Genomic DNA, 15446 nt, shown 5'->3' with positions numbered 1-15446 from the left:
TCAGGCGGCGGCCGGGACCACGGCCGGGTCGCGGCGGCGCCGGATGACCATCGCCATCAGCGCGGCCACCGCGCACAGCGCGCCCGAGGCGTACCAGACCAGGTCGTACGAGCCGAAGGCGTCCCGCGCCAGACCGCCCAGGAACGCCACCACCGCCGCGCCCACCTGGTGCGAGGCCAGCACCCAGCCGAACACGATCGCGCTGTCCTCGCCGTACTGCTCCCGGCACAGCGCGATCGTCGGCGGCACGGTCGCGACCCAGTCCAGGCCGTAGAAGACGATGAAGAACACCATCGGCGGGTGCACCGAGGGCGCCAGCAGCATCGGCAGGAACAGCAGCGAGACCCCGCGCAGCGCGTAGTAGACCGCCAGCAGCCGACGGGCCTCGAAGCGGTCGGTGAACCAGCCGGAGGCCACCGTGCCGATCACGTCGAAGACGCCGATCACCGCGAGCAGTCCGGCCGCCGCCGTCACCGGCATGCCGTGATCGTGCGCGGCGGGCACGAAGTGCGTCTTGACGAGGCCGTTGGTGGAGGCCCCGCAGATCGCGAAGGTTCCGGCGAGCAGCCAGAACGGTCCCGTGCGGGCCGCCTTGAACAGCACGCTCACGGCCCGGCGCGCGGCGCCCGGCACGGGGGCGGGCTTGGGCGCGTACTCCCCGCCGTACGGGGCGAGCCCCACGTCCGCCGGATGGTCGCGCAGCAGCAGCCAGACGAACGGTACGACCGCCAGCGCCGCCAGTGAGACCGTCACCGACGCCGGGCGCCAGCCGTGGTTCTCCACCAGCCAGGCCAGCAGCGGCAGGAAGATCAGCTGACCGGAGGCCCCGGCCGCCGTCAGGACGCCGGTGACCAGGCCGCGCTGGGTGGTGAACCAGCGGTTGGTGACCGTGGCCGCGAAGGCCAGCGCCATCGAACCGCTGCCCAGGCCCACGAGTACGCCCCAGAACAGCACCAGCTGCCACGACGTGGTCATCCACACGGTGGCCGCCGTGCCGCCGGATATCACCGTCAGCGCGACCACCACCACCCGGCGGATGCCGAAACGGTCCATCAGTGCGGCGGCGAAGGGCGCGGTCAGCCCGTACAGGGCCAGGTTGACGGACACGGCGAAGCCGATGGTGCCGCGGGACCAGTCGAATTCCTTGTGCAGGGGGTCGAGGAGCAGTCCGGGCAGGGAGGCGAAGGCCGCGGCGCCGATGATCGTCACGAAGGTGACGGCCGCGACGGACCAGGCGCGGTGGATCCGCCCGGCCGGGCGCGGCGCCGGGCCGTGGACGGGGGCGCCGCCGGGGGCGCGCGTGGTGCCCGGGGCGGGCGTGGTGCCTGAGGTGGGGGCTGTCTGGGTCACAGGGACAGCTTCCGGGCCCGAGCCACCCGTACTCCAGTGGCCTGAACGACATGGTTCGCTATGATCGGGCCATGACCTCCGCCGCGACACCGCCCCCGTCGGCCCACCGCGTGGTCGTCCTCGCGCTCACCGGGCTGCTGCCCTTCGAGCTCGGCATCCCGCACCGGATCTTCGGCCGGGCCAAGGACGTGGCGGGCCTGCCGCTGTACGAGATCCTGACCTGCGCGCTCGCCCCCGGCCCGGTCCGCACCGACGCCGACTTCTCGATCGACGTCGAGCACGGGCCCGAGCTGCTGGCCACCGCCGACACGGTCGTCGTACCCGCCTCCTACGAGCTGGGTCCGGTCTACGACGAGGGACGGCTCACCCCCGAACTGGCCGCCGCCCTCGCGCACATCCGCCCCGGCACCCGGCTCGTCTCCATCTGCACGGGCGGGTACGTGCTGGCCGCCGCCGGGTACCTCGACGGCCGCCGCGCCACCACCCACTGGTCCTCCGCCGCGCACTTCCAGCGCCTCTTCCCGGCCGTCCGGGTCGATCCGGACGTGCTGTACACGGACGAGGGGGACGTGCTGACCTCCGCCGGAGTGGCCGCCGGGATCGACCTGTGCCTGCACATCGTGCGCCGCGACCACGGCGCGGGCGTCGCGAACGACGTGGCCCGGCGCACCGTCGTACCGCCGCACCGGGACGGCGGGCAGGCCCAGTTCATCGAGCGCCCGGTACCGCAGTCGCAGGCGGCGAGCACCACCGCGGCCCGCGCCTGGGTGCTGGACCGGCTCCACGAGCCGGTCCGGCTGACCGACCTGGCCCGCCAGGAGGCCATGTCGGTACGGACGTTCACCCGCCGGTTCCGCGAGGAGTCCGGGGTCAGCCCCGGCCAGTGGATCGTGATGCAGCGGGTCGAGCGGGCCAGGCAGCTGCTGGAACGCACGGACCTGCCGATGGAACAGGTGGCCCGGGAAACGGGGTTCGGCAGCGCCCAGTCCCTGCGCAAGCACGTGCAGGCGGCGATCGGGGTGAACCCGACCGCGTACCGGCGGACCTTCCAGGAGGGCGGGCGCGCGGGGCCGGTGCCCGGCTCCGGCGCCCTCACCCTGACGGAAACTGATGGCCCATCAGTCAATGGGTGATGCCTTCGCCGTCCGCGGCCCCGAGGAGCCCCGCGGAGCCACCGGCGCCTGGACCCGGCTCGCGCGGGACCGGGTCACCGTCCCGGCCGGGGGCGCCGTCAGCGTGCCCTTCACCGTGGCCGTCCCCGAGCGGGCGGAGCCCGGGGACCACCCCGGGGCCGTCGTCGCCCTGGAGGACGAGCCCACCGCCACCGCCGGGGCCATCGGAGTACGGCGGGCCGTCGCCGCCCGCGTCTACCTCCGGGTCTCGGGCCCGACCGCGCCCGCCCTCGCCGTCGAGGGGCTCACGGTCACCCCGCACGGCTCCGGTGCGGAGATCACGTACACCCTCCGCGATCTCGGCAACGTCACCCTGCGGCCCCGGATCGCCCTCACCTCCACCGGAGCCCTCGGCCGCCCCCTGGCGCACGGGGCGGCGACCGCTCCGGCCGAGCTGCTGCCCGGCCAGCGGGTCCGGCTCACCGAGTCCTGGCCGGACCCGCCCGCCCTGGACCGGACCCGGACGACCGTGCGCGCCACGGCCCCCGGGGCCACCGCCGAGGGCACCGCCGGATACGCCGCGCACCCCCGCCTCGGGACCCTGCTGGCGGGCGCTACGGCCCTCCTCGCCGTGGCCTGGTCGGCGCTGGGAGCCGCATCGGGGAGAATGGCCCGTATGAGCGATCGTTCCCCCGAGCCCACCGCCCCGCACCGCGCGGGCTTCGCATGCTTCGTCGGCCGTCCCAATGCGGGCAAGTCGACCCTGACCAACGCACTCGTGGGTACCAAGGTCGCGATCACCTCCAACCGGCCGCAGACCACCCGGCACACGGTCCGCGGCATCGTGCACCGCCCGGACGCCCAGCTCGTCCTGGTCGACACCCCAGGACTGCACAAGCCCCGCACCCTGCTGGGCGAGCGCCTGAACGACGTCGTACGGGCCACCTGGTCCGAGGTCGATGTGATCGGCTTCTGCCTGCCCGCCGACCAGAAGCTCGGCCCCGGCGACAAGTTCATCGCCAAGGAACTCGCGGGGATCAAGAAGACCCCCAAGATCGCCATCGTGACGAAGACCGACCTGGTCGAGTCCAAGGCCCTGGCCGAGCAGCTCCTCGCCATCCACCAGCTCGGCATCGAGCTGGGCTTCGAGTGGGCCGAGATCGTTCCGGTCTCGGCGGTCGGCGACAGCCAGGTACAGCTGCTCGCGGACCTGATCGCACCCCTGCTGCCGGAGAGCCCGCCGCTGTACCCGGAGGGCGACCTCACCGACGAACCCGAGATGGTGATGGTGGCCGAGCTGATCCGCGAGGCCGCGCTGGAGGGCGTACGCGACGAGCTGCCGCACTCCATCGCCGTGGTCGTCGAGGAGATGATCCCGCGCGAGAACCGCCCGGCCGACCGCCCGCTGCTGGACATCCACGCGAACGTCTACATCGAGCGGCCCAGCCAGAAGGGCATCATCATCGGCCCGAAGGGCTCCCGCCTGAAGGAGGTCGGGATGAAGTCGCGCAAGCACATCGAGGCGCTGCTCGGCACCCCCGTCTTCCTCGACCTGCACGTGAAGGTCGCGAAGGACTGGCAGCGCGACCCCAAGCAGCTCCGCAAGCTCGGCTTCTGACCGTCTCGACGCGCCGGACTCCGTCCGTCGCGGGCCGGGCCTGACCCCAAGGGGTCAGGCCAGCCGCCGTACCTTCACCGCGTTGTCCGTCCGGGTCCCGGGCCTGCCGTCAGGCTGGTCCTGGGCCCGTTCGTGTTCCCCGGCCAGCAGCACCTCCCACGCGCCCTCCGGCAGCTCCAGCTCCGCCACGACCTCGTCGGGGGTGGGGAAGCGGACCTCGGGGTGGACGTTCTCCTGCCAGTGCGCCCAGCCCGCGTGGCCCACGATCAGCAGGACGCCGCCGGGGGCGACCGCCCGGGCCGCGGTGCGCAGGATCCGCTCGCGGGGGAAGTCGCCGAAGGAGTGCAGGAAGCACGCCGAGACGAGGTCGAACTCCCCGGCCGGGAACGACTCGGTCAGGTCGTGCCGCCGGCAGTCCACCCGGTCCGCCACGCCCGCCTCGGCGGCGTGCGCCGCCGTCCGTTCCAGGGCGACGCCGGAGATGTCCGTCGCGGTGACGCGCCAGCCCTGGCGGGCCAGCCACACCGTGTCGCCGCCCTCGCCGCAGCCGAGGTCCAGGGCGCGGCCGGGGGTGACTCCCGCGATCTCGCGGACCAGGACGGTGTTCGCCCGCCCGCTCCAGATCCGGTCGCTCTCCTGGTAGCGGGCGTCCCAGTACGCGGCGCCGGTGGCGCCCTCGGCGGGCGGGCCCTCGTGGGCGTGGTCGTGGGTGTGGTCCTGCGCGGGGGTGTGCGCGTGCTCGGGCATGGGGCCTCTTCCTGTGCGGGCGGCTGCCGGTTCCCCGATGCTGCGCCCGCGCCCGCGCGCCCGACAAATATTGTTGCCGGTCCGGCAAATACGCCGCCCGGGCGGCGTATTGGGCGCGCTTCCGCGCGGGCCGGGCGGGAGCCGCGAGGGACGGCTCAGGCGGCCCGCTCCTGCGGGGGCTCCGCGATCAGTGCCGTGCCCACCCGGCGGAAGCCGATCCGCCCGTACATCCGGGCCACGTCCTCGTCGCCCGCGGACAGGAACACCGTACGGACGCCCCTGGCCAGCGCGTCGGCGACCAGCGCCTGCGTCACGGCCTGCGCGAGACCCTGGCGGCGGGCCGACGGGAGGGTGCCGACGCCCACGACCTCGGCCGTGCCGCCCACCGGGTTGTACTGGCCGGAGCACAGGACCGCGCCCCCGCGCACCGCTGCCGCGAGGCCGGTACGGCCCGAGGCGAGCAGGGCCGCCACATGCGCCTGCCGGGCGTGCGCCGCCGGGTCCGCCGCGGCGGCGGCCAGCTGCGCCGGACCCGCCTCGCCCCGCGCGGTGCCGGGCTCGGCGAAGGCCAGCATCGGCACGGTCACCGCGGCCCGCAGCAGCGGGTCGTCCGCGCCGAGCAGCCGGACCTCGGGATGCGCGGGACTCCGTACGGCCGCCGGGTCCAGAACCATCAGGGGGTGCGCATGAACATGCAGCCCCGAGGCTTCGGCGGCGGCCCGCAGGGAGGGGCTGTTTTCGGCCACCCATTCGAAGGCCTCAGGGACCCCCAGCGCGCGCTGACGCCGACGGACCCGTTCCACATCGGCCACCGTCACCGGCGCCGCTGCCGGCGCGGCTCCCGTGCCGTCGCCGCCGCCGAGCGCGGGGCGCGCGTAGTACGGCCAGCCGGTGCCCTCCTGCACGAACAGGGTGAGCGGGCCGAGGTCCTCGGCCCGCGCGCCGCCGTTCCGCGGGGCGGTGTCGTAGTAGCGCTCAAGGTCATCAAGAAGGTTCACCCGGGCATCCAAACAGAGAAGCCCTGGTCAGGCACCCTCTTTGAGGACCCGGGTGATCAACTGCCGCTGCGCGTCGGACAGGTTCGGGTCCTGGCACAGCACCGTCCGCCCGTCGACCGTGATCCGGTACGAGAACCCGTCCCGGACCCCGCCGGCCGGATGCCCCGGCGGTCCGGGACGCAGCGCGAGCTGTGCAAGGGCCTGCCATTCGGCCTCGTCGGGCAGGTCCGACGTGTCGATCTCGACCCGGCGTTCGATACCGGTGAACCCGCCCGTCCGCACCACAAGAATCCGCATGACACCTGTCTACCGGCTCTACGCGGTCGGCACACCCACTACCGACCATGCCTTCAGCAGCGCCTGCTGTTCGGCGCCGCCGTCCCCGAACCGGGCCGTGGCCGCCGCCAGCGACAGCCGCGCGAACTGAGCGAAGTCCGCGTCGGAGGTCAGCTCGCCGCCGGTCAGGGTGTCGTACCAGATCTGCCCGGCCCGCTCCCAGGCCTTGCCGCCGAGATCGGCCGCGAGCAGGTAGAACGCGTGGTTGGGGATGCCGGAGTTGATGTGCACCCCGCCGTTGTCCCCGCTGGTGCGCACGTAGCCGTCCATCGTCGCGGGTTGCGGGTCCTTGCCCAGCTCGTCGTCGTCGTACGCCGTACCCGGGGCCTTCATGGAGCGCAGGGCGACCCCGCTGACGTTCGGGCCGAGCAGCCCGGCCCCGATCAGCCAGTCCGCGTCCCGCGCGGTCTGGTCCAGTGAGTACTGCTTGATGAGGGAGCCGAAGACGTCCGACATCGACTCGTTCAGCGCGCCCGACTGGCCGTAGTACTCCAGGTTGGCCGTGTATTGGGTGACGCCGTGGGTCAGCTCGTGCCCGATGACGTCCACGGAGACCGTGAAGTCGAGGAACAGGTCGCCGTCGCCGTCCCCGAAGACCATCTGAGTGCCGTCCCAGAAGGCGTTGTTGTACTGCTCGCCGTAGTGGACGCTGGCGTTCAGGGGCAGCCCCGAACCGTCGATCGAGTGGCGTCCGTACGCCTTCAGGTACAGCTCGAAGGTGGAGCCGAGCCCCGCGTAGGCGCGGTTGACGGAGGCGTCCTTGTCCACCGGGGCGCCCTCGGCGCGGACCTTCTTGCCGGGCAGACGGGTGTGGTGCTGGGCGTCGTAGATCGTCCGTGCCGGGGTGTCGGACGGCGGAGTGCCGAGCTCCGGCGCGATGCCCCGGAGGGTGTTGACGCGGCGCCGGGTGCGCTGGAGGGAGTCGTGTTCGAGGGTGCGCTGCGCGATGTCCGCGCGGCGGGTGTCCTCGGACCGGGCGATGCGGTCGAGCATGTGCGGCGGCACGATCGCGCAGAAGACCGGGTGGTGAGCGGTGCGGTGAACCGGGTGGTGAGCGGTGTGGCGAGGCGTGGCATCCATGTCCGGCAATGTCGCACTGCGTCATGGCGCTGTCACTAGCTGCAACCATGATTCATTCGACTGTCTGAAAGCGCATGGAGTCGTGTTGACGGATCGCCCGGACCTCGCACGGGTAAACGAGTTGTAACTCACAAAGGGTACAAAACGGACTGCGTGGTCTTGCATACTGAAACAGGTCCCCGCACAGCCGCGCGGCTGGGCTAGGGTGCGGTCATCATGCGTTTTGGGCTGCTTCTCCTTAGCTGCCGCGGCGAGGGCCCGTAGTCGTAGGCCGACCCCCTCCCCGCGGAGTCCGGTGTTGCGGTTTTACTGCCTGTCGGCCGTCCCAGCGAACATCACGTGGACACGCGAGGAGCCCTACGCCATGACTCAGCACATTTTTGCGGGACGACCCACCCCCATCACCAACGCCACGCACACGCAGCGCGCCTCCGGCATGCCGATCCACAAGTACGCCCCGTACGACCAGGTGGACATCCCCGACCGCACGTGGCCCGACGCCCGGGTCACCAAGGCGCCCCGCTGGCTGTCCACCGACCTGCGCGACGGCAACCAGGCCCTGATCGACCCGATGAGCCCCGCCCGCAAGCGCGAGATGTTCGACCTGCTGGTGCGCATGGGCTTCAAGGAGATCGAGGTCGGCTTCCCGTCCTCGGGCGAGACCGACTTCAACTTCGTACGCTCCATCATCGAAGAGGGCGCCATCCCCGATGACGTCACCATCTCGGTACTGACCCAGGCCCGCGAGGACCTGATCGAGCGCACCGTCGAGTCGCTGGTCGGCGCCAAGCGCGCCACCGTCCACCTGTACAACGCCACCGCGCCGACCTTCCGCCGGGTCGTCTTCCGCGGCTCCAAGGAGCAGATCAAGCAGATCGCCGTCGACGGCACCCGCCTGGTCATGGAGTACGCCGAGAAGATCCTGGGCGAGGAGACCGTCTTCGGCTACCAGTACAGCCCGGAGATCTTCACCGACACCGAGCTGGACTTCGCCCTGGAGGTCTGCGAGGCCGTCTGTGACGTCTGGCAGCCGGGCGAGGGCCGCGAGATCATCCTGAACCTGCCCGCGACGATCGAGCGCTCCACGCCCTCGACCCACGCGGACCGCTTCGAGTGGATGGCCCGCAACCTGACCCGCCGCGCGCACGTCTGCATCTCCGTCCACCCCCACAACGACCGCGGCACCGCCGTCGCCGCCGCCGAACTGGCCGTCATGGCGGGCGCCGACCGCGTCGAGGGCTGCCTGTTCGGGCAGGGCGAGCGCACGGGCAACGTCGACCTGGTCACCCTGGGCATGAACCTGTTCTCGCAGGGCGTGGACCCGGAGCTGGACTTCTCCCAGATCGACGAGATCCGCCGCACCTCCGAGTACTGCAACCAGATGGAGATCCACCCGCGCCACCCCTACGCGGGCGACCTGGTCTACACGTCCTTCTCCGGCTCCCACCAGGACGCCATCAAGAAGGGCTTCGACGCCATGGAGGCCGACGCGGCCGCCCAGGGCAAGACGGTGGATGACATCGAGTGGGCGGTGCCCTACCTGCCGATCGACCCGAAGGACGTCGGCCGCTCCTACGAGGCGGTCATCCGGGTCAACTCGCAGTCCGGCAAGGGCGGGATCGCGTACGTCCTGAAGAACGAGCACAAGCTGGACCTGCCGCGCCGCATGCAGATCGAGTTCTCGCGGATCATCCAGGCCAAGACCGACGCCGAGGGCGGCGAGGTCACGCCGAAGGCGATCTGGTCCATCTTCGAGGACGAGTACCTGCCCAACCGTGCGAACGCGGACGCCCGTTGGGGCCGCATCCAGCTGCGCTCGGGCCAGACGGCCACCGACGCGGACGGCACCGACACGCTGACCGTCGAAGCGGTCGTCGACGGCGTCGAGACCGTACTGGAGGGCACCGGCAACGGCCCGATCTCGGCCTTCTTCGCCGCGCTGGCCGCGATCGGCATCGACGCCCGGCTGCTGGACTACACGGAGCACACGATGAGCGAGGGCGCGTCCGCGCAGGCCGCCTCGTACATCGAGTGCGCCATCGACGGCCGCGTGCTGTGGGGCATCGGCATCGACGCGAACACCACGCGCGCCTCGCTGAAGGCGGTCATCTCCGCGGTCAACCGCGCGGGACGCTGACCGACGACGGACCGCTGACGGCCGGAGCCCCGTCCCGCGCGAGAGCGAGGGACGGGGCTCCGTCGCGTTCGGGGGGGTGGCCGGGTCCCTCGTACGAGGGAGGAACCGGGCGGAACGGACCGGGAAAACCGGGGGCGCAGTTCGGCCAACTCACGCGTTCGACCGATGTTGTCTTGTCACACGACTGACGCATGCTCACCGATGTGGCTAACATCACGCCAACCCGGCGATGTTGCCGGAACGTTACGGAGGTGCGACGTGCTGCCAGTTCGGGGTGGGACCGGCCGGAAGCTGACGGCGTGGGGCATCCGTACCACCTGGAGCACCGTGGGTGACGGAGACTTCTTCTGCCCGGGGTGCGGGGGTGACCGCAACTACCGGCGCCGCACCGGCCGTCGGCGGTTCACCGTCCTCGGCGTACCACTGCTGCCGCGCGGCACCGTCGGCCCCGTCGTCGAGTGCGCGGGCTGCCACGACCGTTTCGACACGGACGTCCTCGACCACCCGACCACGACCCGCTTCTCGGCGATGCTGCGGGACGCCGTGCACACAGTCACCCTCGCCGTGCTCGCGGCGGGCGGTACGTCCTCGCCCAGCGCCCTGGAGGCCGCTGTGAGCGCCGTACGGGCGGCGGGCTTCCAGGACTGTACGGAGGAGCAGCTGGAGGCCCTGGTCGAGGCGCTGGGCACCGACGAGGGGCGCCTGGGCCTCTACGACGGCCCGGAGTGCTGCGGAGCGGCCCTCTCGATCGAGCTGCACGAGGCCCTGGAGCCGCTGGCCCCGCACCTGGCCGGCCCCGGCCGGGAGTCCCTGCTGCTCCAGGCCGCCCGCATCGCCCTCGCGGACGGCCCGTACATCCCGGCCGAGCGAGAAGTCCTGGCCACGGTGGGCGCGGCCCTCCACCTTGACGGCGACGAAATCTCCCGCCTGCTGGCGGGCGTCCGAGCGACGGGCTCCTGGTAGGGGCCGGGGGGAGGGCTCCCATGACCCGGGAGCTCCGACCGTGCGCCGGGGCCTCAGAGACGGCGAACAGCCACAAGCCGCAGGCGACAAGCACGCGGGCAGATCGCTACACGGTCGCGGTCGTCTCGGCGGCCGGCGGACCGGCCGTGGCTGGGCATAAGCCGCCATCCATCACTCCACAGTGGCGGCGGGCGGGCGTCTGCGGGCTGTGGGTGGGATGAAAGACCGTGGGATGAGCGTGAAGTCGGGTCAAGCGCCATCCGACACTCAACGAACCGACTCGATGCCCCTTTTGTGGGTATCTGCCTCACCCATCGTGGGTCAGTCGGCGTCTTGACCTGCTCCTACTTCGGCTGGGCCGTCGTGTGAGCCCATGACGGACCGCAGTCGCCTGCCGACCGCGACTGTGTAGCGATGGGTGGCGGCTTATGCCCGGCCACGGCCGGTCCGCCGCCCGCCGAGACGGCCGCCACCCATCACGGCGATCGTGCGCGCCTGTCGCCTGGGGCTGTTCGCCGCCTCCCGGGCCCCGGCCGCTCCACGCGGTCCCGGGTCATGGGGCAGCCCCCGGGCACGACCCCGACCCCGGAAGCGCGAAGTCACGCCCGCGTGGCGCAGCCGCGCCCCGCCCCCGCGGCGCAGCCGCGACCTCCCGCCACGTAACAATCTGGCCTCCCGCGTGGCTGAGAGGTGTCGTCAGATGCGTGGTGGTGATCCCTCCGGGGTTGGTCTATCCACCAAGTGGACAGGTGTTCGGAGGGCTCTGGATTTGCGGTGAGCAATCAGCAGAACCCACCGTTCCAGCACGTCAACGGAGTGGCCACAGGTCTGGTTTAGCAGGCGTGCACCGCAAAGGAGGCGCTTGCGCGGGGGATCGGCGTACTCCCATGTCGGGGCGCGCGCCATTGGAGGAACATCCTGAGATGGGTTCACAGAGCGTCAACAATTTGTAGAAGTCGACGATATCTGTGAAGCCCCCCACGGGCGTTCAATTCCGGTCACACGACGAGGCGCCGCCGGTAACAATCCACGGCTTCGATTCACGTGAAGTACTGCCAACCCTGGCGGATCAACGGGCTCACGACCCACTTCGACCAGGGATAACCAGATCTCCTCTCGCTTACCTACCTCTTGAAGGGCAAGGCAGAGATGGCACGTGTCGCCGCCCGGCTTTCCGCCAACGGACAGCAGAGCACGCACCCGGTCGACGAGGTGCTCCCCCTCCCCAAGCTCGCGCTGTACGGCTTCCAGCACGTACTCGCGTTCTACGCAGGCGCGGTGATCGTCCCGATCCTCGTCGGCAGCGCACTCAAGCTCACCCCCGAGCAGTTGGTCTACCTGATCAACGCGGACCTCTTCACCTGCGGCATCGCCTCGATCATCCAGGCCTGGGGGATCGGCCGGATCGGCGCCCGGCTGCCGATCATCCAGGGCGTCACCTTCACCGCCGTGTCCCCGATGATCGCCATCGGACTGGGCGCGGGCGGCGGAACGGCCGCTCTGCTGGTGATCTACGGCGCGGTCATCACCGCGGGCATCGCGACCTTCGCCTTCGCCTGGATGCCGGCCCGCGTGTTCCGCATCGTGATGTCGCTGTTCCCGCCCGTGGTCACCGGCACGGTGATCACGATCCTCGGCATCGTCCTGCTGCCGGTCGCGCTCAAGGACGTGGTCGGCGGTGCCCCGCTGGTCGGCGACGGCGGCGACCCCACGCAGCTGGCCTACGCCGCTGGGACGATGCTCTTCGTCCTGGTCGTGATGCGGCTGGGCAAGCCCTTCCTGTCCAGCATCGCGGTCCTGCTGGGCCTGGTCGGCGGCACCCTCGTCGCCTTCGCCCTCGGTGACGCGAAGTTCGGCGCCGTGAGCGGCTCGTCCTGGATCGGGGTCACCACCCCCTTCCACTTCGGCGCCCCGAAGTTCGAGTGGTTCCCGATCCTCCTCATGCTGATCGTCATGCTGATCACCATGGTCGAGACGACGGGTGACACCTACGCGGTCGGTGAGATCGTCGGCAAGGACATCGACAGCGAGACCGTGGCCCGGGCCCTGCGGGCCGACGGCGCGGCCACCGCGATCGGCGGTCTGCTGAACTCCTTCCCGTACGTGGCCTTCGCCGAGAACGTCGGGCTGGTCAGGGTCACCAAGGTCAAGAGCCGCTTCGTGGTGGTCGCCGCGGGCGTGATCATGATCATCCTGGGTCTACTGCCGAAGGCCGCGGCCATCGTCGCGGCGATCCCGCCCGGCGTCCTGGGCGGCGCGGCCACCGTGATGTTCGGCATGGTCGCCCTCGCCGGTATCCAGACCCTCGGCAAGGTGGACCTGAAGGAGGAGAAGAACGCGCTGATCGTCGGTGTCTCGCTCGCCTTCGCACTCTTCCCGGCCACCGTCCCGGCCTTCTTCGAGAAGCACATGAGTGTGGACGCCTCCTCGCTCCTCAACAGCGGCGTCACCCTCGGTGCCACCGCCGCCATCGTGCTCAACCTGCTCTTCAACGGCCTCCCGAAGGGCGACCCGCACGCCGCCGTCCCGATGGCCGCCGCCCCCGTCCTGCCGGACGTGGCCGCACCGGACGAGGTCGTACAGAACGAGCTCGCACCGGATGAGCTCGCACCGGACGAGCTCGCACCGGACGAGGCCGCACCGGACGCGGTCGTACCGCACCAGCCCGTCAAGGACGAGAGCGCTCCGGCGCCGACCCTCTGATTCCTCCCCGGGAGACGTCCCCGGACCGGGCCCCCGTCCGGTCCGGGGACGTCGCCGTCCCCGGGCTGTCGGCGCCGTACGGGACAATGGGCCCATGAGTCTGTTCCGCGACGACGGCATCGTGCTGCGCACCCAGAAGCTGGGTGAGGCGGACCGCATCATCACGCTCCTGACCCGTGGCCACGGCCGGGTCCGGGCCGTGGCCCGCGGGGTGCGCAGGACGAAGTCGAAGTTCGGCGCCGGGCTGGAACCCTTCTCCCACGCCGACGTGCAGTTCTTCGCCCGCGGCAGCGACCTCGTCGGCCGTAGCCTGCCGCTGTGCACCCAGACCGAGATCATCGCCCCGTACGGCAACGGCATCGTCGTGGACTACGCCCGCTACACCGCCGGCACCGCGATGCTGGAGACCGCCGAGCGGTTCACCGAGCAGGAGGGCGAGCCCGCCGTCCAGCAGTACCTGCTGCTCGTCGGCGCCCTGCGCACCCTCTCGCGCGGCGAGCACGCGCCGAACCTCATCCTCGACGCCTTCCTCCTGCGCTCCCTCGCCGTCAACGGTTACGCGCCCAGCTTCACGGACTGCGCGAAGTGCGGGATCCACGGCCCCAACCGGCACTTCTCCGTCGGCGCGGGCGGAGTGGTCTGCGGGGACTGCCGCGTCCCCGGCAGCGTCGTACCCTCGTCGGAGGCCATCGGGCTGCTCAGCTCGCTGCTGACCGGTGACTGGGCCCACGCGGACGCCTGCGAGGCGCGCCACGTGCGGGAGGGGAGCGGACTCGTCTCCGCGTATTTGCACTGGCATCTGGAGCGGGGGCTACGCTCCCTGCGTTACGTCGAGAAATAGGAGCTGGGGACATGGCACGACGCGGGATTCTGGGACGCTCTCGCAGGGAGTACAAGGTTCCTGAGCCGCACCCGTCCGGTGCGCGCCCGCCGAAGATCCCCGGCGAGCTGGTCCCGAACCACGTCGCTGTCGTGATGGACGGCAACGGCCGCTGGGCCAAGGAGCGCGGGCTGCCGCGCACCGAGGGTCACAAGGTCGGCGAGGGCGTGGTGCTCGACGTACTCAAGGGCTGCCTGGAGATGGGCGTCAAGAACCTTTCCCTGTACGCCTTCTCGACGGAGAACTGGAAGCGCTCGCCCGACGAGGTGCGCTTCCTCATGAACTTCAACCGCGACGTCATCCGGCGCCGCCGCGACGAGATGAACGAGCTGGGCATCCGCATCCGCTGGGTCGGCCGCATGCCGAAGATGTGGAAGTCGGTCGTCCAGGAGCTCCAGGTCGCGCAGGAGCAGACCGTCGACAACGACGCGATGACGCTGTACTTCTGTGTCAACTACGGCGGGCGCGCGGAGATCGCGGACGCGGCGCAGGCCATCGCGCGGGACGTCGCGGCGGGCCGCCTCGACCCGTCGAAGGTCAACGAGAAGACCTTCGCGAAGTACATGTACTACCCGGACATGCCGGACGTGGACCTCTTCCTGCGCCCCAGCGGCGAGCAGCGCACCTCCAACTACCTGCTCTGGCAGAGCGCGTACGCCGAGATGGTCTTCCAGGACGTGCTGTGGCCGGACTTCGACCGCCGTAACCTCTGGGCGGCCTGCCTGGAATACGCCCAGCGCGACCGCCGCTTCGGCGGAGCCGTCCCGAACCAGGGCGAAGGCCCCACCAGCTGATCTTGCCGCCGCCGCCCCGAGTAGGGTCCGCTGTCATGGACACGAATGTGCATGCGGACCAGGCGGTACCGCGGAGTGGTCAGGTGGTCGAACTGGTCTACCTGACGACCCGGCCGGAGCTTGCCGAGGCGCTCCGGGCCCGGTCCGCCACGACGGCGGCGGGGCGGCGGCTGCGCTGGCTGTATCCCTTCCTCGGGACACTGCTGGTGCTGTTCGGCGCACTGGCGATGGCGGCGGACGGGGAGGTCACGGGCCGGCCCGTGGGCCTCGCCGCCGCCGGGGCGGCGCTGTGGGGGCTCTCCCCGTTCGTCCCCCGGCTGACGCCCTGGCTGCTGGCGCGGTCGTTGGGCACGTACATGGAGAAGACCGGGGAGGCCCGGGTCCTCGTCGACGACTCCGGACTCCGGGTGACCACGGCCGCCAGTGAGATGCGTATCGGGTGGGCCGCGCAGCCCACGTACGTGGAGACCCCGGGGTCGTTCGTCATGCTCAGCGACGACAAGGGGGCGGTGGCCATCACGGTCCTGCCCAAGCGGGGCATCCAGGCCCCGGCCGACGTCGACGGGCTGCGGGCGATCCTGGACCGGAACCTGCGTCGGCGCTAGTGCGTGTTTCGAAAGTCCCGCCTGGCTCGCGGCGCCTGGTACCGCACCTCGCCGCGTTGTCGGAACGCCCGATTACGTCCAGTAGGCGGGCGATCCTCCGCCTTGCGATGCACGGCACCAGAT

13 protein-coding genes are annotated in these 15446 nt (G+C 71.2%); 8 read left to right on the top strand and 5 right to left on the bottom strand.

Annotated features, from left to right (window positions below; translation table 11 throughout):
* The gene (locus QMF80_RS34120) at positions 1–1350 is read right to left on the bottom strand and encodes an MFS transporter (RefSeq protein ID WP_502962978.1); all 1350 of its coding nucleotides are present in this window, start codon (positions 1348–1350) and stop codon (positions 1–3) included.
* A 71-nt stretch (positions 1351–1421) separates the two neighbouring features.
* Between QMF80_RS34120 and QMF80_RS34115 the strand changes: the two genes are divergently transcribed.
* A complete protein-coding gene (locus tag QMF80_RS34115; RefSeq protein ID WP_283460631.1) occupies positions 1422–2483 on the top strand; it encodes a GlxA family transcriptional regulator in 1062 nt (353 codons plus the stop codon).
* Positions 2484–3129: 646 nt separating this feature from the next.
* Entirely contained in the window at positions 3130–4080 is a 951-nt protein-coding gene (gene era, locus QMF80_RS34110; RefSeq protein WP_502962979.1) for a GTPase Era, read from the top strand.
* A 54-nt stretch (positions 4081–4134) separates the two neighbouring features.
* Here the strand turns inward: era and QMF80_RS34105 are convergent, their stop codons facing one another.
* The 4 genes from QMF80_RS34105 to QMF80_RS34090 all read right to left on the bottom strand — a co-directional run bounded on the left by QMF80_RS34105 (position 4135) and on the right by QMF80_RS34090 (position 7241).
* Entirely contained in the window at positions 4135–4827 is a 693-nt protein-coding gene (locus tag QMF80_RS34105; RefSeq protein ID WP_283460629.1) for a class I SAM-dependent methyltransferase, read from the bottom strand.
* 155 nt (positions 4828–4982) lie between these two features.
* Positions 4983–5825 carry a GNAT family N-acetyltransferase gene (locus QMF80_RS34100; RefSeq protein ID WP_283460627.1) on the bottom strand — a complete coding sequence of 281 codons (843 nt, stop codon included), beginning with the start codon at positions 5823–5825 and terminating at the stop codon, positions 4983–4985.
* A gap of 27 nt (positions 5826–5852) precedes the next feature.
* Complete coding sequence (locus QMF80_RS34095; RefSeq protein WP_283460625.1) at positions 5853–6122, bottom strand: protealysin inhibitor emfourin; 270 nt, start codon at positions 6120–6122, stop codon at positions 5853–5855.
* An 18-nt stretch (positions 6123–6140) separates the two neighbouring features.
* Complete coding sequence (locus tag QMF80_RS34090) at positions 6141–7241, bottom strand: M4 family metallopeptidase (protein WP_283460623.1); 1101 nt, start codon at positions 7239–7241, stop codon at positions 6141–6143.
* 364 nt (positions 7242–7605) lie between these two features.
* Between QMF80_RS34090 and leuA the strand changes: the two genes are divergently transcribed.
* The 6 genes from leuA to QMF80_RS34060 all read left to right on the top strand — a co-directional run bounded on the left by leuA (position 7606) and on the right by QMF80_RS34060 (position 15323).
* Entirely contained in the window at positions 7606–9378 is a 1773-nt protein-coding gene (leuA, locus tag QMF80_RS34085; protein ID WP_283460622.1) for a 2-isopropylmalate synthase, read from the top strand.
* Positions 9379–9636: 258 nt separating this feature from the next.
* A complete protein-coding gene (locus QMF80_RS34080; protein ID WP_283460620.1) occupies positions 9637–10341 on the top strand; it encodes a TerB family tellurite resistance protein in 705 nt (234 codons plus the stop codon).
* A 1149-nt stretch (positions 10342–11490) separates the two neighbouring features.
* Complete coding sequence (locus QMF80_RS34075) at positions 11491–13044, top strand: nucleobase:cation symporter-2 family protein (RefSeq protein WP_283460618.1); 1554 nt, start codon at positions 11491–11493, stop codon at positions 13042–13044.
* Positions 13045–13138: 94 nt separating this feature from the next.
* Positions 13139–13885 (top strand): DNA repair protein RecO, encoded by a 747-nt coding sequence (gene recO, locus QMF80_RS34070; protein ID WP_283460616.1) that lies wholly within the window; start codon positions 13139–13141, stop codon positions 13883–13885.
* Positions 13886–13896: 11 nt separating this feature from the next.
* Positions 13897–14718, top strand: coding sequence for an isoprenyl transferase (locus tag QMF80_RS34065; RefSeq protein WP_283460615.1), 822 nt, complete (start codon positions 13897–13899; stop codon positions 14716–14718).
* A gap of 35 nt (positions 14719–14753) precedes the next feature.
* Complete coding sequence (locus QMF80_RS34060) at positions 14754–15323, top strand: hypothetical protein (RefSeq protein ID WP_283460612.1); 570 nt, start codon at positions 14754–14756, stop codon at positions 15321–15323.
* The last annotated feature ends 123 nt before the right edge of the window (positions 15324–15446 follow it).

It is taken from the genome of Streptomyces sp. G-G2 (assembly GCF_030063135.1).
In the GTDB taxonomy this organism is placed as follows: Bacteria; Actinomycetota; Actinomycetes; order Streptomycetales; family Streptomycetaceae; genus Streptomyces.
Note: the sequence above shows the minus strand (reverse complement) of the source record. Positions and strands in the feature narration are given on the sequence as shown.

Coding starts and splice junctions, on each gene's coding strand:
- leuA (WP_283460622.1), top strand. CDS start 7,606: ATGACTCAGCACATTTTTGCGGGACGACCCACCCCCATCACCAACGCC.
- QMF80_RS34115 (WP_283460631.1), top strand. CDS start 1,422: ATGACCTCCGCCGCGACACCGCCCCCGTCGGCCCACCGCGTGGTCGTC.
- QMF80_RS34095 (WP_283460625.1), bottom strand. CDS start 6,122: ATGCGGATTCTTGTGGTGCGGACGGGCGGGTTCACCGGTATCGAACGC.
- recO (WP_283460616.1), top strand. CDS start 13,139: ATGAGTCTGTTCCGCGACGACGGCATCGTGCTGCGCACCCAGAAGCTG.
- QMF80_RS34075 (WP_283460618.1), top strand. CDS start 11,491: ATGGCACGTGTCGCCGCCCGGCTTTCCGCCAACGGACAGCAGAGCACG.
- QMF80_RS34105 (WP_283460629.1), bottom strand. CDS start 4,827: ATGCCCGAGCACGCGCACACCCCCGCGCAGGACCACACCCACGACCAC.
- QMF80_RS34065 (WP_283460615.1), top strand. CDS start 13,897: ATGGCACGACGCGGGATTCTGGGACGCTCTCGCAGGGAGTACAAGGTT.
- QMF80_RS34060 (WP_283460612.1), top strand. CDS start 14,754: ATGGACACGAATGTGCATGCGGACCAGGCGGTACCGCGGAGTGGTCAG.
- era (WP_502962979.1), top strand. CDS start 3,130: ATGGCCCGTATGAGCGATCGTTCCCCCGAGCCCACCGCCCCGCACCGC.
- QMF80_RS34090 (WP_283460623.1), bottom strand. CDS start 7,241: ATGGATGCCACGCCTCGCCACACCGCTCACCACCCGGTTCACCGCACC.